This window comes from Bradyrhizobium sp. NAS80.1 (assembly GCF_001908205.1).
Taxonomy (GTDB): domain Bacteria; phylum Pseudomonadota; class Alphaproteobacteria; order Rhizobiales; family Xanthobacteraceae; genus Bradyrhizobium.
On the sequence record NZ_LGHL01000236.1, the window covers coordinates 1 to 14,947 of the forward strand.

The 14,947-nt window shown below is 58.8% G+C and carries 14 protein-coding genes; 10 read left to right on the forward strand and 4 right to left on the reverse strand.

Going from position 1 to position 14,947, the window contains the following annotated elements; genetic code table 11:
- Together AC629_RS39100 and AC629_RS39105 are read right to left on the reverse strand one after the other, a co-directional pair.
- On the reverse strand, positions 1 to 455 hold a 455-nt coding region (locus tag AC629_RS39100), incomplete at its 3' end, for an ABC transporter permease (RefSeq protein WP_143199793.1).
- Positions 452 to 1,516, reverse strand: a complete 1,065-nt coding sequence (locus AC629_RS39105; protein WP_084810020.1) for an HlyD family secretion protein — start codon at positions 1,514 to 1,516, stop codon at positions 452 to 454. The genes AC629_RS39105 and AC629_RS39100, both read right to left, overlap by 4 nt.
- 474 nt (positions 1,517 to 1,990) lie before the next feature.
- Between AC629_RS39105 and hchA the strand changes: the two genes are divergently transcribed.
- The 8 genes from hchA to AC629_RS39150 all read left to right on the forward strand — a co-directional run bounded on the left by hchA (position 1,991) and on the right by AC629_RS39150 (position 9,944).
- Complete coding sequence (gene hchA, locus AC629_RS39115) at positions 1,991 to 2,977, forward strand: glyoxalase III HchA (protein ID WP_245332136.1); 987 nt, start codon at positions 1,991 to 1,993, stop codon at positions 2,975 to 2,977.
- Between the two features lie 103 nt (positions 2,978 to 3,080).
- Complete coding sequence (locus tag AC629_RS39120; RefSeq protein WP_084810023.1) at positions 3,081 to 3,500, forward strand: nuclear transport factor 2 family protein; 420 nt, start codon at positions 3,081 to 3,083, stop codon at positions 3,498 to 3,500.
- A gap of 104 nt (positions 3,501 to 3,604) precedes the next feature.
- Positions 3,605 to 4,438 carry an enoyl-CoA hydratase/isomerase family protein gene (locus AC629_RS39125; protein ID WP_084810024.1) on the forward strand — a complete coding sequence of 278 codons (834 nt, stop codon included), beginning with the start codon at positions 3,605 to 3,607 and terminating at the stop codon, positions 4,436 to 4,438.
- Between the two features lie 73 nt (positions 4,439 to 4,511).
- Positions 4,512 to 5,426 carry a 3-hydroxyacyl-CoA dehydrogenase gene (locus AC629_RS39130; protein ID WP_084810025.1) on the forward strand — a complete coding sequence of 305 codons (915 nt, stop codon included), beginning with the start codon at positions 4,512 to 4,514 and terminating at the stop codon, positions 5,424 to 5,426.
- Between the two features lie 21 nt (positions 5,427 to 5,447).
- On the forward strand, positions 5,448 to 6,422 hold the full coding sequence (locus AC629_RS39135; RefSeq protein ID WP_084810026.1) for a 3-hydroxyacyl-CoA dehydrogenase NAD-binding domain-containing protein: 975 nt from the start codon (positions 5,448 to 5,450) through the stop codon (positions 6,420 to 6,422).
- 63 nt (positions 6,423 to 6,485) lie between these two features.
- Positions 6,486 to 8,024 carry a CoA transferase gene (locus AC629_RS39140; RefSeq protein WP_084810027.1) on the forward strand — a complete coding sequence of 513 codons (1,539 nt, stop codon included), beginning with the start codon at positions 6,486 to 6,488 and terminating at the stop codon, positions 8,022 to 8,024.
- A 36-nt stretch (positions 8,025 to 8,060) separates the two neighbouring features.
- Positions 8,061 to 9,386, forward strand: coding sequence for an NAD(P)/FAD-dependent oxidoreductase (locus tag AC629_RS39145; protein ID WP_084810028.1), 1,326 nt, complete (start codon positions 8,061 to 8,063; stop codon positions 9,384 to 9,386).
- A 210-nt stretch (positions 9,387 to 9,596) separates the two neighbouring features.
- Positions 9,597 to 9,944, forward strand: a complete 348-nt coding sequence (locus AC629_RS39150) for a UBP-type zinc finger domain-containing protein (protein ID WP_084810029.1) — start codon at positions 9,597 to 9,599, stop codon at positions 9,942 to 9,944.
- 212 nt (positions 9,945 to 10,156) lie between these two features.
- Here the strand turns inward: AC629_RS39150 and AC629_RS39155 are convergent, their stop codons facing one another.
- Positions 10,157 to 11,086, reverse strand: coding sequence for an alpha/beta hydrolase (locus tag AC629_RS39155; protein WP_084810030.1), 930 nt, complete (start codon positions 11,084 to 11,086; stop codon positions 10,157 to 10,159).
- Between the two features lie 164 nt (positions 11,087 to 11,250).
- On the opposite strand from AC629_RS39155, the gene AC629_RS39160 reads away from it, so the two are divergent.
- Positions 11,251 to 11,934 carry a Rossmann-fold NAD(P)-binding domain-containing protein gene (locus AC629_RS39160; protein WP_084810031.1) on the forward strand — a complete coding sequence of 228 codons (684 nt, stop codon included), beginning with the start codon at positions 11,251 to 11,253 and terminating at the stop codon, positions 11,932 to 11,934.
- Between the two features lie 183 nt (positions 11,935 to 12,117).
- Here the strand turns inward: AC629_RS39160 and AC629_RS39165 are convergent, their stop codons facing one another.
- Positions 12,118 to 12,849 (reverse strand): PA1136 family autoinducer-binding transcriptional regulator, encoded by a 732-nt coding sequence (locus AC629_RS39165; protein ID WP_084810032.1) that lies wholly within the window; start codon positions 12,847 to 12,849, stop codon positions 12,118 to 12,120.
- A 124-nt stretch (positions 12,850 to 12,973) separates the two neighbouring features.
- On the opposite strand from AC629_RS39165, the gene AC629_RS39170 reads away from it, so the two are divergent.
- Entirely contained in the window at positions 12,974 to 14,539 is a 1,566-nt protein-coding gene (locus AC629_RS39170) for a GMC family oxidoreductase (protein WP_283848233.1), read from the forward strand.
- Positions 14,540 to 14,947: the final 408 nt, after the last annotated feature.

The window sequence follows — 14,947 nt, forward strand, 5'->3', positions numbered from 1 at the left end:
GCCACGGCGGCCGCGGCGGATAACGCGTCGCTCAGGCCCGAGGAGGCAACGCCGGCCGGCGTCAGAAACTGCTGGTTATAGAACCCGACCACCTGCGGGCGCCGTTGCGCCTTCAGGTCGCGCTCGAAATTCGGCGGGATATAGATGGCCGAGATTGCCTTGCCGGATCGTATGTCCTGCACCGCCGTCGACAGCGTGCCGGAGCGGTCGACGACCTTCAGGCTCGGAGAAGCCGCGACGTATTCCACTAGGGCACGTGATGTGTCCGAATTGTCCTCGTCGACGACGGTCACGCCGAGCCCCCGGATGACGGGATGGCTGAAGACCGTCGTGAGAACCACGAACGCAAAGAGAGGCACGCCGAAGATCAAGAGCAGCGCCACGCGATCGTGAAACAGCCAGTGACACTCGCGCTGTGCAACACGCAGAAATCCGGGCCTTGACGCCGGCCTCATTGCCGTGACCGCCAGTCGAGATAGGCGCTCATTCCTGGTCGCAACTCGGGCACCGGCTGCACTGGATAGGCGCGGATCGAGAACGTCCGCAAATCGAAATCGCCGGTGGCGCGGGTGGCGCGCCAGCTCGCATATTCGCCCTTGGTGGCAATGAGCTTGACCTCGACCGGGACACGGCGGTCATCGAGAGCCGGAATACGAACGTCAAATCGATCGCCGACCTTCAGGCCCTTCACGAGATCCTCGCGAAGATCGAAGTGGATCCAGACGTCGCCCAGATCGATCAAGGTCACGAGCGGCACGCCCGGCGATACATATTCGCCCGGCTCCACATTGCGCTGATAGACCCCGGAAGCGACGGGAGCATAGACCACGAGCTGATCAATGATCGATTGCACGCTCTGGATATCGGCACTGGCCTTTTCGACGTTGGCCTTGGCGATCGCCCGTTCTTCCTTGGTGTAGCCGTTGACCGCCTGTTCATAGGCGGATTTGGCCTGATCGACCGCCCGCTCGGTTTCGTGCAGCGAATCTGTCACCTGGTCCAGGCGAGCTTGCGGCGCGTTGCCTTGTTCGGTCAGGGTATGAGTACGGTCAAAGGTCTTCTGCGCCAGTACCAAAGCCGCCTGTGCGCGTTCCATTTCCGCCTTGCGCGCGGCGATGGTTTCCACGCGCGTTCCGACCAAGACGTTGGCCAGCTGGGCATCCGCAACGGTCTTTGCGGCCTTCATTTGCTCGAATTTGGCCAGAGTCTCGGGATTATCGACGCGTACGAGGACAGCGCGCGCAGGAATATTCTGGCCGCGTTCGACGGGGATTTCCTTGACCCGTCCGTCGACGCGTGCGGCGATATCCAGCCGTGTTGCATCGACCTCACCCTGTACGAGCAGTGGTTCTGGTCGCAGGAGATAGAAGATGGAAAGCGCGGCGACGACCGTGGCGACAATGCCAACGATGATGGAAGGACCACGTGTCGCCGAGGGCGTGCTCCTCTCCTGACCGTCACTTGGGGCGTCGGAGGACCTTTGAAGTTCTTTACCAGAGGTCGACACGCCGTCCATGCCTGGCTCCATCTAAGCCCAAAAGTAAACAAATCGGATGAGCCACATCCATCGTTTTGGGTACGCACCCGCGCGATCATACCCTCAGTCGAAGTGACTGTCGAACAATTTGCCGGTTGCTCGAGATCGTCGAAGCATACGCGTTCTAGCGTCGACACTGGCAGTGTAGTGTGCGGGAGGTCGGTCCTGCAAAAGCTGAGAAGCTGAAGCGGTCATAGTAATCCGATGGTTGCGAAGATCATCGCTCGGACGAGGAGCTAGGACCACCATGACCGTGACAAAGACTAGAACGGATGTCTCACCGACGTCCTCACCAGGATCGTCAACGGTCATCTGAACCGCGAACTCGGCAGTCGCGTTCCTCACTCCAAGCAATCGCATCCCCCTCAAAAAAGACTACGCGTAGGGGATTTCCCCTATGGGCGGGCGCTTCACATTTTGCCTAAATTCGCCTTAGTCGAGCGGTGCCCTGCGATGCTGTCGAAAAAGCCGGTACGTGCGGCATCATTCGGCAAACTAAAGAGTACGGTCTCCGTTCTTATCAACTTCGCTGAAGTGAACCGAGAGGTAAGAGCCATGGCAAACGAAAATCTCGATATGGACAAGCGCCCGACGCCGGATCCGGCTGAGAACAATGCCTTTTTCCCCTCGCGTTATTCATTGAGTCAGTACACGTCTCCCAAATCCAATTTGAGCGGAGCCGATTACCCCAATCCGTATCGCGAAGGTAAGTGGAAGGTACTGATGATCGGAGCCGATGAAAGATACCTTCTGATGAAGAATGGCACGATGTTTTCGACTGGCAACCACCCGCTCGAAATGCTGTTGCCCATGTATCACATGACCAAGGCTGGCTTCGACTGTGATGTCGCGACCGTGTCCGGAAATCCAGTTAAGCTGGAGTTGTGGGCCTTCCCGAAGGAGGACATGGAGGTACAGGGCGTCTATCAGAAGTACCTGCCTCAGCTGAAGAGCCCTCGCAAATTGTCGGATGTCATCAAGAATGACCTCGGGGCGAACTCGAAGTATATTGCGGTGTTCATTCCGGGTGGCCACGGCGCGATCGTCGGCATTCCGCACAGCGAAGAGGTCAAGCAGGTCCTCAAATGGGCGATGGCGAACGACAAGTTCGTGATCACTCTTTGCCATGGACCAGCATGTTTGCTGTCGGCTGCGATCGGCGAATCCAAAGACAACTACATATACAAGGGCTACAAGGTGTGCGTCTTCCCGGACGCCTTGGATCTAAAGAATCCAGACATAGGATACATGCCTGGCCCGATGCCATGGCTTGTTGCCGAGGAACTGCGAAAGCTCGGTGCCGAGGTAGTGAACGACGACATGACCGGGAGAACCCATCAGGACAGAAAGCTCATCAGTGGCGACAGTCCTCTCGCGTCCAACAACATCGGCAAGGCGGCCGCGCAGGCACTTCTGAAAGAAGTAGGGCAAGCGAGCTGACACTTCGCTGGTCCTGATGGCGCATTCCGCTCGCCCTTGCCGAGCGGCTAAGTGCCCCCATACGCCGGCCGGACCGACGAATGTGTGAGAGGGGGAGGCGAGAATGGCACTGATCGATACAACGAGGCAGTTCTTCGATCGCTACCGCCAACACGACGTGGAGGGCATGCTCACCCTTTTTGGGCCGGGCGGAAGGATCGACTACTACCCGGCCGAATTGACGGGTGCGGCGACGGAGGCTGGACGAAAGATCTGGTCCGGCCTCATCGATGTTTTCCCTGACTTGTCAAACGAGATCGGAGGCGTCTACCCGAGTGCCGATGGGCGGACGGTAACAGCCGAGGTGAGGATCAGCGGCACCCAGGCAAAGGATGGGTTTGGCATCTCCAACAAGGGACGACGCTACGATCTTCCCCACGTTTTCATCGTTCATGGCGACGAACTCGATCGGATCGTCGCAATGAAGGCATACTGGGACAACGCCGCCTGGTTCCGGATGCTCGGGAAGACGAGTCTCGATTGAACGGCTTCGGAGTTTTTCTCTGGCGCTGTTCGGCGACGATGAGGGTGGTGCCATCAGGCTAAAGTTGGGCCGTCTGGAACGGTCACGGAAATGGAGCCACCTCCATGCAGTATTCTGATTACAAGTGTTTCCGCTTCGTGTTCGATTCCGGCGTCGCATTCGTCAGCATCGATCACGCGCCGATAAATCTTCTTGATGAGGTGCTGTCGGCGGAATTCGAGAGACTCGGCAGGGAGCTCGAGGCCGATGAGAGCGTCCGGGTTGTAGTCTTGCAGAGCGCGCTTCCTGATTTTTTCATAGCCCACTCTGGTCTGGGCCGGGTTGCAGCGGCGTTCAAGACGGTGTCCCAGACGCGCAGTTTTCGTCTTACGCAGACGATTGGCGAGCAGTTCAGGAATATGTCCAAGGTAACCATTGCCAAGGTCGAGGGACGGGCCCGCGGGGGAGGGAGTGAGATCGCGCTGGCCGCGGACCTGTGTTTTGCTGCCGCTGGCAAAGCGATCTTCGGCCATCCAGAGGTGGCGATTGGACTTGTTCCAGGCGGTGGCTCCACGCAAAGATTGCCACGGCTTATGGGGCGCGGCCGCGCGTTGGAGGTGCTCCTGGGTTGCACTGATTTCTCGGCAGAGTTGGCAGAGCGTTACGGCTACATCAATCGAGCCTTGCCCGCGGACGAACTCACGCCTTTTGTCGAGAAACTAGCTCGCCGCATCGCCTCGTTTCCCGCGCATGCCATCGCTCACACCAAGGCGGCCGTGGATAGAGGAGCATTTAGTTCCCTATCAGAGGGGCTTCTGGTGGAGGCCCATGAGGCCGATTTGAGTGTCGTGAGCGACGTGACGCAGGCGCGGGTGAAGGAGGTATTGGAGCTCGGCTTCGAAACTTATGACGGCGAACTGGAGATGGATTATTTGTCGAGCCTATCCCCGACAAGATAATCCCGCGACTGCGCTGCGGGCGATCGAGGCGCACCTGTGAAACAGGAGGACACACGAAACGGGAGGATAGACAATGACCGTACTTCCAGCCACGGGAACTAAGGCTTCATCGGGCGCGACGCGCTCGGGCCGATTATTCCTTCTCGAACTGAGCGGCGACCGCATTCACTCGATGAACATCGACGGCTCCGACCGCAAGACCATTGTTACCGATTGCCATCTCCCCGACGGCATCGTCGTGGATGCGAAGGCAGGTCATATTTATTGGACCAACATGGGCGTGCCCAATCTCGACGACGGTTCGATTGAGCGGGCCGACCTTGACGGCGGGAATCGGCGGGTCCTTGTCCCGCAAGGCATCACGCATACGCCGAAACAAATCCACCTCGATAACGACAGCGGCAAGCTCTATTGGTGCGACCGCGAGGGAATGCGCGTGATGCGTGCGAACCTCGACGGATCGCAGGTTGAAACGCTGGTCGAGACCGGCCGCGGCGACACGGACCGGCGCGATCAAACGCGTTGGTGCGTCGGAATCGCCATTGATCCGAAGCTTGGTAAAATCTACTGGACGCAAAAAGGCCCGACGAAGGGCGGACTAGGCCGTTTGTGCCGCGCCAATGTCGACGTCCCCAAGGGCGAGAGCCCAGCGAACCGCTCCGATATCGAGGTGCTGTTCGATCAGTTGCCCGAACCGATCGATCTCGAGCTCGACCTCAAAAATCGCTGCCTCTACTGGACTGACCGCGGCGATCCTCCGCACGGCAACACCGTCAATCGCACGCCGGTCGATAAAAAGGTGGCGCCTGAGATCCTGATTACGCACCTGATGGAGGGAATCGGCATCGCCCTCGACGTACCAAGCAACCGGATGTTCGTCACCGATCTCGCTGGTTCGGTCTATTCCGCCGATCTCGATGGAAAGAACGAGTGCAACTTCCTTTACGCCCAGGGCAATCTCACCGGCATCGCCTATGCCGAAGTCTAACAGACGTATCGGAGAACTGACATGACCGACACCAAGCCCATTCGCCGCATTGCGGTTGTTGGCACCGGGGTCATCGGCGCTAGTTGGGCCGCTGAATATTTGGCCCGCGGATTCGATGTCGTTGCCACTGACCCCGCGCAAAACGCCGAATCTAATCTGCGCAAATTGATTGACGACGCGTGGAAGGACCTAACGAGCATCGGCCTTTCGAAGGGCGCATCCCGCGACCGCTTGAGTTTTACGACTAACATGAAGGAAGCACTCTCACAGGCCGATCTCGTCCAGGAAAACGCGCCGGAACGTCCGGATTTCAAGATCAAGCTCTACGCGGAGATGGAGGAGGTTGCGCCGGTTGATACCCTTCTCGTTTCGAGTTCGTCGGGGATAACGCCAAGTGTGATTCAGTCGCAATGCAAACACCCGGAGCGTGTGCTCATCGGACATCCATTCAATCCGCCGCATATCATCCCGTTAGTCGAAGTCGTCGGCGGCAGTAAGACTTCGCCGGACGCGGTTCAGCAAGCGATCAGCTTCTATGCTTCAATCGGCAAGAAGCCAATCCATTTAAAGAAGGAGCTTCCCGGACATGTGGCGAACCGGTTCCAAGCCGCGCTCTACCGCGAGATGCTCTACCTGATCGAACAAGGCGTCTTGAGCGTGGAGGACACTGATGCTGCCGTCTGCTATGGGCCCGGGCTTCGCTGGGGCGTGATGGGCCAAAGCTTGCAATGGCACCTGGGCGGTGGCGCGGGGGGAATCAAACATTTCATGGATCATCTCATGCCTCCCCTAGAAGGCATGATGAAGGCCCTTGGAACTCCAAACATCACGCCTGAGCTAAAGCAAAAGGTCATCAACGGAGTGATGCACGAAGCTGCCGGGCGGGCGGTCGATCAGCTCGCGCAAGAGGAAAACCGAGTGTTAATCGGGCTTCTCAAGCTACGAGCAGAAACTGGCCTCAACAAAGATAGCGGCCAACCAATGGGCGCAGCCTAAGTAACTCAACGAAAGAAGGAGAACTAAGTCGGTCCTGCAAAATTTGAGAAAGGAGACCCACCAATGAGCACCTCGACAATCACTGACCGATCGGTTGAAACGAGCGGCGATTTAACTGAGGTACTGGAAGAGAAGCTGGGTCATCCCGCAACGTCGCCAGACTTCGATCTGAAGAAAAGCGTGAATGAAGTCCTCGCGGATGTCGGCATGACGAGTGATGATTGTGGCGGGGAACTCAGTTTCTACGGAAGAGATCCAATTCTCAAAAGCCCGCTGCGGTTCGGGACAATGGCTGCAATCGGTCTGGCTGCGAGGAGCGTAGCGGTAGCCGCTCTTTGGAGACAAGTTACCGGCGAGGGACAGAATATCTCAGTAGACGTGCGCAAGGCGCTGCGGCGTTTTTGCGGATTCTTTGAGGGCAAATGGAATACCGTCAATGGCCGAGCCCCCACCCCCGGTGGCTATGCGGTCATCCCATTCTTTGACATGGATCACTTCTTTCGCGAGACACGTGACGGACGATACGTGGTGGCGCTGGGCATTTATCCTCAACTACTTGTCCGCACCCTCGATTTTCTCCGCTGCAGCCCAAGTACCGAAGCCATCAACAACGCCATACTCAAATGGGACGCCGCGGAATTAGAGCAGGCTGCGGCGGTCGAAGGATTGGTTCTCGCGGTGGCGCGTACGAACGAGGAATTCCGTCGCGAACCCCAATACACACAAGTCCTCTCCAAAATGCCGCTGATCGTGGTGGAGAAAATCGGGGAGAGCGACCCCGTTCCGCTCAAGGCGAGCGGCAATCTTCCTCTTTCCGGCATCCGCGCGTTCGGCATGGGGCATGTCATCGCGGGGGGCGCGATGGGAAGAGACATGGCTCTATACGGCGCGGACGTGCTCAACATCTGGAGACCCCGCGATTCGGAGGTAGAAGCCTTCGCATGGGATGTCCAGGTGGGAATGCGTTCAACGATACTGGACGATTCGAAGGAGGATCGGGAGCGGTTCAATCAGCTTCTCCAGTACGCTGATGTATTCTTTGCCAACAAGCGCCCAGGATTTTTGAAAAAGCACGACCTCGATGCCGAGGCGCTTTGCGAGCAGAAACCCGGATTGATTCACGCAACCGTCGTTCTGCACGGGGCGAAGGGACCGTGGTCAAACCGGCCCGGTTTCGATGAAATCGGCGCCGCGGTGTCTGGCCTCTTCACGATCGAAGGTTCCCCGACTCGGCCTAGGCAGCCGCCGATTGTGCCGATTTGCGATAACGTGGTCGCCTGGCTAGGGTCGACGGGAATCCTTGCAGCCCTGCGCCGGCGCGCGATCGAGGGAGGCAGCTATCGCGTCGTGGTTTCGCTGACAAGGACTGTGCTTTGGTTGCTCTCGTTAGGCATCTTCGACAAGGCGTACGCAAAAGCGACCGCGGGCTCGACCGACGAGCACACGTACATCGCTCCGGATCTATTTACCGCGGAAACGCCGCTTGGAGCCTATCAGGGAATGACCGACCAGGTCGTAATGTCGCGCACACCGGGAGCCTTTCGTACGGTGCTGGCGGCGCGTGGTTCAAGCAAACCTGAATGGCTTCCGCTGCGGAGCTAGGAGCTGCATTGTTTTAATGTTCGCGCGAGGCGAGCCATGAGCAGCAATCTGCAGGAGCAGCGCCCACGTGTAGCGGAAGCCGTTCGCTCGCAAGCTGAGAGGCGAAAGCGAGTCGTAATCGTCGGCGGCGGATTTGCTGGGCTCGCTGCCGCTCGCGCCCTGCGAAAAAGCGATGCCGAGGTCGTACTGATCGACCGCCGCAACCACCACATCTTTCAGCCGCTGCTCTATCAGGTGGCGACGGCGATCCTCTCTCCCGCCGAGATCGCCGCGCCGATCCGTCAGCTCGAGGCGAAGCAGCGAAACGTCAGCGTACTCCTGTCGGAGATCACCGGGGTCGACGTTGCTTCCCGCACGATTGAGGCGGTCTCCTCGGGCGCCGACGTCCGTCAGATCGCGTTCGACTATCTGGTGGTCGCGACCGGCGTGCGCCCCAGCTACTTCGGGCACGACGAATTCGCGCGATATGCGCCGGGGCTCAAGAGTCTCACCGACGCCGAGACGATCCGAGCCAAAATCCTGGGCGCGTTCGAACTGGCCGTAATGACCGAGGACGAGCGCGAACGCGCGCGACAAATGACGTTCGTGCTGGTCGGCGCAGGTCCCACCGGCGTTGAACTTGCGGGGTCCTTGGCGCACCTGACGAAGGTCACGCTGCGGGGCAACTTCCACCGCATCGATCCGGCAAAGGCCAGCATCATTCTCATCGAAGGGGCCAAGCGGGTTCTGCCGACTTTTGCCGAGTCGGTGTCGCGCAAAGCCGCCGGGCGTCTCGAGAAACTTGGCGTGAAGGTCGTGACGGATGTCAGGGTCGAGACAATCGACGACAAGGGCGTGATCGCCGGCGGAAATAGGATCCCGAGCGCAACGGTGCTGTGGACCGCGGGGGTCGCTGCATCGCCGATTCCAAAGATGCTCGGTACCAAGACCGACCGCGTGGGGCGGGCGCTCGTTGATCCATTCCTGAAAGTCGTGGACGCGCCCGGGGTGTTCGTCGTCGGTGACGCGGCGTCGGTCATGCAAAACGGACATCCGGTGCCAGGCGTGGCGCAGGCAGCGATTCAGGAAGGGCGGTACGTCGGGCGGCTGATCGAGAAAGAGCTGAAGGGGCGGCAGGTCGAACGTCCGTTCCGCTATTTCGACAAGGGCAACATGGCCGTCATCGGCAAGAATTACGCTGTGCTGGAGCGGGGCTGGCTGCACACAAGCGGCTTCCTGACGTGGCTGGTGTGGGCGTTCGTCCATATCCTTTCCCTGCCGCAACTGCAGAACCGGCTGCGCGTGCAACGCCAATGGCTCTGGACATATTTCACCGGCCAGCGCAGCTCGCGCCTCATCCCCGAGCCGCGCATTTTGACATGACAAACGAGGTGATCGAGCTTCTTTTGCTGCGACGCACTTCGTCCGAATATGACGCTTCTCAGCCTTGCGGGTCCGGCCGAATGTCCGGATTGCGCGGGGCAAAAACCGGCCGCACCGCGACGGGACTCGGAATTCGACGGTAACGTATGGACAACGATCCGAGTCTGCCGTGGTGAGTATACGGCAGAGCCGTGAAACGAGGGAGAGGTCGTGAGCGATACAGGCATCAATCTTAGATCGACTCCGAGCGGGACGGGATGTGTAGAATGCTCAAAGTCTGGGCAGTGGTGGTTTCACTTGCGTCGTTGTGCGCAATGCGGGCATATCGGATGCTGCGATAACTCACCCAATCAGCATGCCACCAAACACTATCGCCGTACAGGACATCCTGTGATTACGAGTTTCGAGCCAGGTGAAGAGTGGTTCTATGACTATCGGAACAACTCGATCTTTTGGGGTCCCAAGTTGCTGCCGCCTCATGCTCATCCGGCAGATCAACCTGTTCCGGGTCCCGATGGAAGCGTGCCGCCGGATTGGCAGAACTTGCTTAATGAATGACGATCTTAATAGACAAGAATGCAGCCGCGAGAAGAGCCTGCATTCGGCCCCTCATAATGAGGCGAGTGACCCTGCGCGGCAGAATTTGCCTCTTTGTGTCGGAGTTGCCACGATCCTCGTCCACACACGGGAGCGGTCGTCGACGGAAGTGCCACCATCTTTTGACAACCCGAACCGGCGCTTGAATACAAATCGCACGACCCGGGCAATTCTTACTTTCTGTCGATTAGCTCCACCATTTTTTCTATGGCGGTCTTTGACTCTGGCGTTTGGAATAGCGCCCATACATGACGCTGGTTGGGAAATTCGAAGTAGTTCACCGATAACCCCTCCCGCTGCAACCGTGCAACCAGTTTGCGGCTTTCTGCAACGAATATGTCGTGTGTTCCTTGGAAGATCGATATTGACGGGAGACCTTCAAAACTTCCGTAGATCGGGCTGATTTGATGGTGGCGCGGATCCTGGCTGCCGGCGTATGCACGCCCGGCTTGAACGAGACCCCGCATACCGAGCACGTGGTCGCGATCATCGACCAAGTCCATGTCCGGATTAGAGAGCACAAAAACCTGCCCCGGCAACGGCTTACCACTATCCCTGAGTGTTTGAGCAAAGCCTAGGCTAAGCCCGCCGCCGGCCGAGTCACCCATTAGGACAATCTTGGCCGGATCGGTTTCGGAAGCGACTCTCTCAAAAGCTGCCTCAATGCAGCTGAAAGCAGCTTCGTAGGTACTGTCGGGTGCTAGCGGATAGTCCGGCACTACAATCTTTGCGCGCGTTGCTCGACAGAGTGCTTCAAGATACTGCCAGTGCGCTGCAGTAATATTGATTACGTAGCCGCCACCGTGATTATAAAAAATGGTCCTATCTTGGCCGCCGTCCCTCGGAGTTAGTGTCCATACGTCACGACCAATAACTTTATCATCACGCAAGTCGCAGATATCGAGCAATGACGTTGGTATGGGCGCAGCATTCCGAACGTCGTCTATATCGGCGAAGCTCTTCAACATCTCCTTGTTGATCGTCCCGGCCATAACGGACGCAAATAGCCCCTTTACTTCACCTTGATAGAGTGCATCTTGAAATGCTCGAGACTCTGCACTCCAAGGTTCGGTGTGGACATATCTAGTTCCATTTTTCGTCATCTGCGGGTTTCCTCTTATAGCGAAGAGAAAGTCTGTTGTTGCAGAAACTCAAATCGCTTGAACCAGACAAGGCAAACGCCGAATAGGCGGCCGGTGAATTGAACCATTCCTGTCTATGCACGCGGACAGGCCGTCCTCTCCAACTGGCGAAGGAACTCCTTGCGGTGACCCAACGCGTCCTTCTCGCCGGCGGCTCCGGATTGGTCGGCGGCCTCGTGAACGCCCGGCTCGTGGCGCGTCCTGACATCGATCTCGTCAGCCTCGTTCGGCGGGGATCGTCCGCCTCCGGCTATCCCGTGGATTTCGAGCAGCTCTGCGAGGCACCCGAGGTCGTGCTGAAGGGCATCGCGCCCGAGGGCATTGATGTCGCCATATCCTGCCTCGGCACGACCATTCGCACGGCCGGATCGCGGCCGGCCATGTTCCGCGTCGACCACGATTATGTGCTCGCCGTTGCCAGGGGCACGCGGGCGCTCGGCGCGCGCCAGTTCGTTCTCATGACCGCAGCCGGGGCAGGCAGTTCCGGCTTCTATCTTCAGACCAAGGGTGCAATCGAGCGGGCAGTCATCGACCTCGGCTTCGAGCGGACGGACCTGATCCGTCCCGGCTTCCTCCTCGGCAGCCGCAGAGAGCGCAGGGTTTGGGAGGCCATCGGGCAGCGTGTGTCCGCCGCGCTCACACCGATCCTGTTCGGCCCGCTCTCGCGCTATGGAGCCATCCGCGCCGAGACGGTGGCGGACGCGATCTTATCGCTCACCGGCATTGAGGGAACGGGACGTTACGTGCACGAGAATGCCGACCTGCGTCGAATGTCTGGAAATCGCCTCGAACCTCAAACCGACGTGTGATCGCGATAGCAAGCGTTTCCTGGAGCAATTTGCACAAGTCCTGAAAACAAGAGCATGCCATCGCGGGGAAAAGGTGGCCGTGTGCGTCAGGCTGAGATCTGGCTCCGCTTCAACCACGGCTGCATCCCTTGCGATCGGCGCGCCCACGATGGGAGTGGGATATCAGAATGTGAGCCGCGGAAACTATGCTTTGATCTCGCGATTTTTGACGGCCGTCACGATGGCGTGGGCCGTGGTCGTTGTTCCGAGACGAAGACGGGCGGCGCGGAGGGTATTTTCCACGGTCCGCTCGGAAACCGACAAAATGACGGCGATTTCCGATTGTCTCTTGCCTAAGGCCGTTAGACTAAGGACCTCTCGCTCTCGAGGCGTCAGCACGCCCTTCGCGTGCTCTGTGATCGAGGGATAGAGGATGTGTCGCAGTCTCCAGTACGCCGTCTCGGCGACCACTCGGGCAGCTAATATGGCTTCGCGATGCACATCGATTGTCCGGCCTGCGAGCGATATAGCGCCTTCGAGCCCCGAGCGCCCGAAAACAGGAATCTGGATACCATTCACCTCTCCGAAGCGACAGCCGCTGCGCACGATCCAATATTTCGGCTTGCCGTCATCCCCCGCATGGCTTTTGGACCAAATGAAGGGATGATCGGTACTCAGCAAATGACGAGTGATCGGACAGTGAAGCAAGTAGGTGTCGCGATCAACATCCTGGCCGTCGGTCCAATCGCCCTCGACAAGATAGATTTCCTCGATCATGTCGTCGGTAAACGTGGAAGCGCTGCACACGATATAACGGTCGTAGCCGAAGAGATTGGCAAAGGCCTTAAACGCCGCACCTACCGCCTCAACCGATTCCGCAGAATCGATCCGTGCAAGGGCGTGAAACATTGCTTCCGGGACGTTCGGCATCAACATGATATGACCGGTCCTGCGACCGGTGCTAGGTCGCTATTTCGAGCGCCCATACTAAGTTTTTTTCCTGCAGGCCAAAAGACCCTTTTCGTTTGTCGACGGCAAGTATGTCAGTGGACGCGGAGGCATCCTTTATCCGCGAGGGAGCACGCTCGGTGGTAGCACGGCCATCAGCGCACTCGTCACGGTCTACCCGCACAACTCCGATTGGGACCACATCGCCGAGGTGACCGGTGACTCCGACTGGAGTCCGGAGCCGATGCGCCGTCGTTTCCAGCGGATCGAGGCATGGCGTGGCCGCGATCCAGATCCCAACAATCCGACGCGGCCGGGCGATGCGTCACTTCATGGCGTCGACGGCTGGCTGAAGACGACGCGTGCTCATCCCAAGCTTGCTGGGCGCGAGCCGTGGTTTCTGGACATCATCAATGCCATCGAGGCCGAAAGCCGCGCCAGCTACGGCACCCCCGAAGATGTTGTCCTTCCGAACGATCCGAACGACTGGCGCTTCGTATCGGAGCGGCGCGAGGGCATGTCGTTCATTCCGGTCGCGGTCGACGCAGGACGCCGCAACGGCGCGCGCGAGCGTGTTCTAGCGGCTTTGCGCAAGCACCCCGACCGGCTCGAGATCCGCTACCATTCGCTCGTCAGTCGCGTCCTCTTCGAGGGAGATCGGGCGGTCGGCGTTGCCTATCTCGATGGCGAGCATCTGTATATGGCCGACCCGAACAATGCCAAGGCGCATGGTCCGGGGGAGCCGCAAACGGCTTTCACAGCGCGCGAGGTCATCCTGGCCGGCGGCGCTTTCAATACTCCTCAGATTCTCAAGTTGTCGGGCATTGGGCCGCGCCAGGAATTGGAGGCGCATGGCATTGCGGCGCTGCTCGACCGGCCAGGCGTCGGAGCGAATTTGCAAGATCGCTACGAGGTCGGCGTCGTACATCGGCTCAAGCGCGCCTATCCGGTCTTCAATGGAGCGACCCTGGATGTGCCGGGGCGCGGCGGGATCGGTGACCATCTCTTTCAGGAATGGTCCGAGCAAAAGGACGGGCCTTACAGCACGAACGGATCCCTTGCCGGCGTGGTTGCGAAGTCGAGCGTGGCGGGCACAGACCCGGACCTCTTCGTGTTTGCACTCCCGGTCGATTTTCACGGCTATTATCCAGGCTATGCCGCCGAGAGTGCGATCAAGCACGATCGGCTGACCATCTTGGTCCTCAAGGCGCATACGGAGAACCGGGCCGGAGCGGTCCGTCTTGCTTCGACGGACCCACGCGACGCGCCCCTGATCGAGTTTCGCTACTTTGAGGAGGGAAGCGATGCTGAAGGACGAGATCTCAGGGGCGTGATCGACGAGATCGGCATCGCGCGTCGCATCGCCGCTCGTCTACCGGAATTGATCGAGGAGGAAACCATTCCGGGAGCCGCCGCCGACGATACAGATAAACTAAACGATTTCGTCCGACACGAGGCATGGGGACACCACGCGTCGTGCACCTGTGCCATCGGAAGCAGCGATGATCCCATGGCGGTCCTGGACGGCGACTTCCGTGTGCGCGGCGTGACCGGCTCGCGCGTCGTAGACGCGAGCGTATTCCCCCGCATTCCCGGCTTTTTCATAGCAAGCGCCGTCTACATGATCAGCGAACGCGCGAGCGACGTAATCATCGCGCACTACCGATTGAACCAGTAGAAGAAGCAACAACAGACCGAGCTCCCAGCCTAGATCCCAGCGCGCGCATAACAAAGGGAGCTTGAAAAGTAGCGCACCGGCTTGGGTCTTGGCTGTGTGAAAACGCCAAGACGCTTGCGCGATAGAAGATGATATTCGTCCAAGACCGTTGTAGCGCTCAAGCGCGTAAGCGCCTTCAACTTAGACGACGAACTGGAGAAATGTAATTCTAGTCGTGTTTCGACCCTTCGCGTCTTCACACATGGGGTAATTCCGGGCCAGAGCCACACTGAGGCTCTGGGAATCAGCTCTCTCGATGAGGCTCACCTCTTGGGCCTGCAAACAGGAGAGCTGCAATGGAGCATTATGTCGGACTGGACGTGTCCCTGAAGCTAACGGCGATCTGCATCGTTGATCGAACGGGGAAAG

What these genes read in the sequence shown, in the direction of transcription:
- AC629_RS39165 (WP_084810032.1), bottom strand. Translation starts at nt 12,849, where the DNA reads ATGTTGATGCCGAACGTCCCGGAAGCAATGTTTCACGCCCTTGCACGG.
- AC629_RS39135 (WP_084810026.1), top strand. Translation starts at nt 5,448, where the DNA reads ATGACCGACACCAAGCCCATTCGCCGCATTGCGGTTGTTGGCACCGGG.
- AC629_RS39120 (WP_084810023.1), top strand. Translation starts at nt 3,081, where the DNA reads ATGGCACTGATCGATACAACGAGGCAGTTCTTCGATCGCTACCGCCAA.
- hchA (WP_245332136.1), top strand. Translation starts at nt 1,991, where the DNA reads ATGCTGTCGAAAAAGCCGGTACGTGCGGCATCATTCGGCAAACTAAAG.
- AC629_RS39105 (WP_084810020.1), bottom strand. Translation starts at nt 1,516, where the DNA reads ATGGACGGCGTGTCGACCTCTGGTAAAGAACTTCAAAGGTCCTCCGAC.
- AC629_RS39155 (WP_084810030.1), bottom strand. Translation starts at nt 11,086, where the DNA reads ATGACGAAAAATGGAACTAGATATGTCCACACCGAACCTTGGAGTGCA.
- AC629_RS39145 (WP_084810028.1), top strand. Translation starts at nt 8,061, where the DNA reads ATGAGCAGCAATCTGCAGGAGCAGCGCCCACGTGTAGCGGAAGCCGTT.
- AC629_RS39125 (WP_084810024.1), top strand. Translation starts at nt 3,605, where the DNA reads ATGCAGTATTCTGATTACAAGTGTTTCCGCTTCGTGTTCGATTCCGGC.
- AC629_RS39130 (WP_084810025.1), top strand. Translation starts at nt 4,512, where the DNA reads ATGACCGTACTTCCAGCCACGGGAACTAAGGCTTCATCGGGCGCGACG.
- AC629_RS39140 (WP_084810027.1), top strand. Translation starts at nt 6,486, where the DNA reads ATGAGCACCTCGACAATCACTGACCGATCGGTTGAAACGAGCGGCGAT.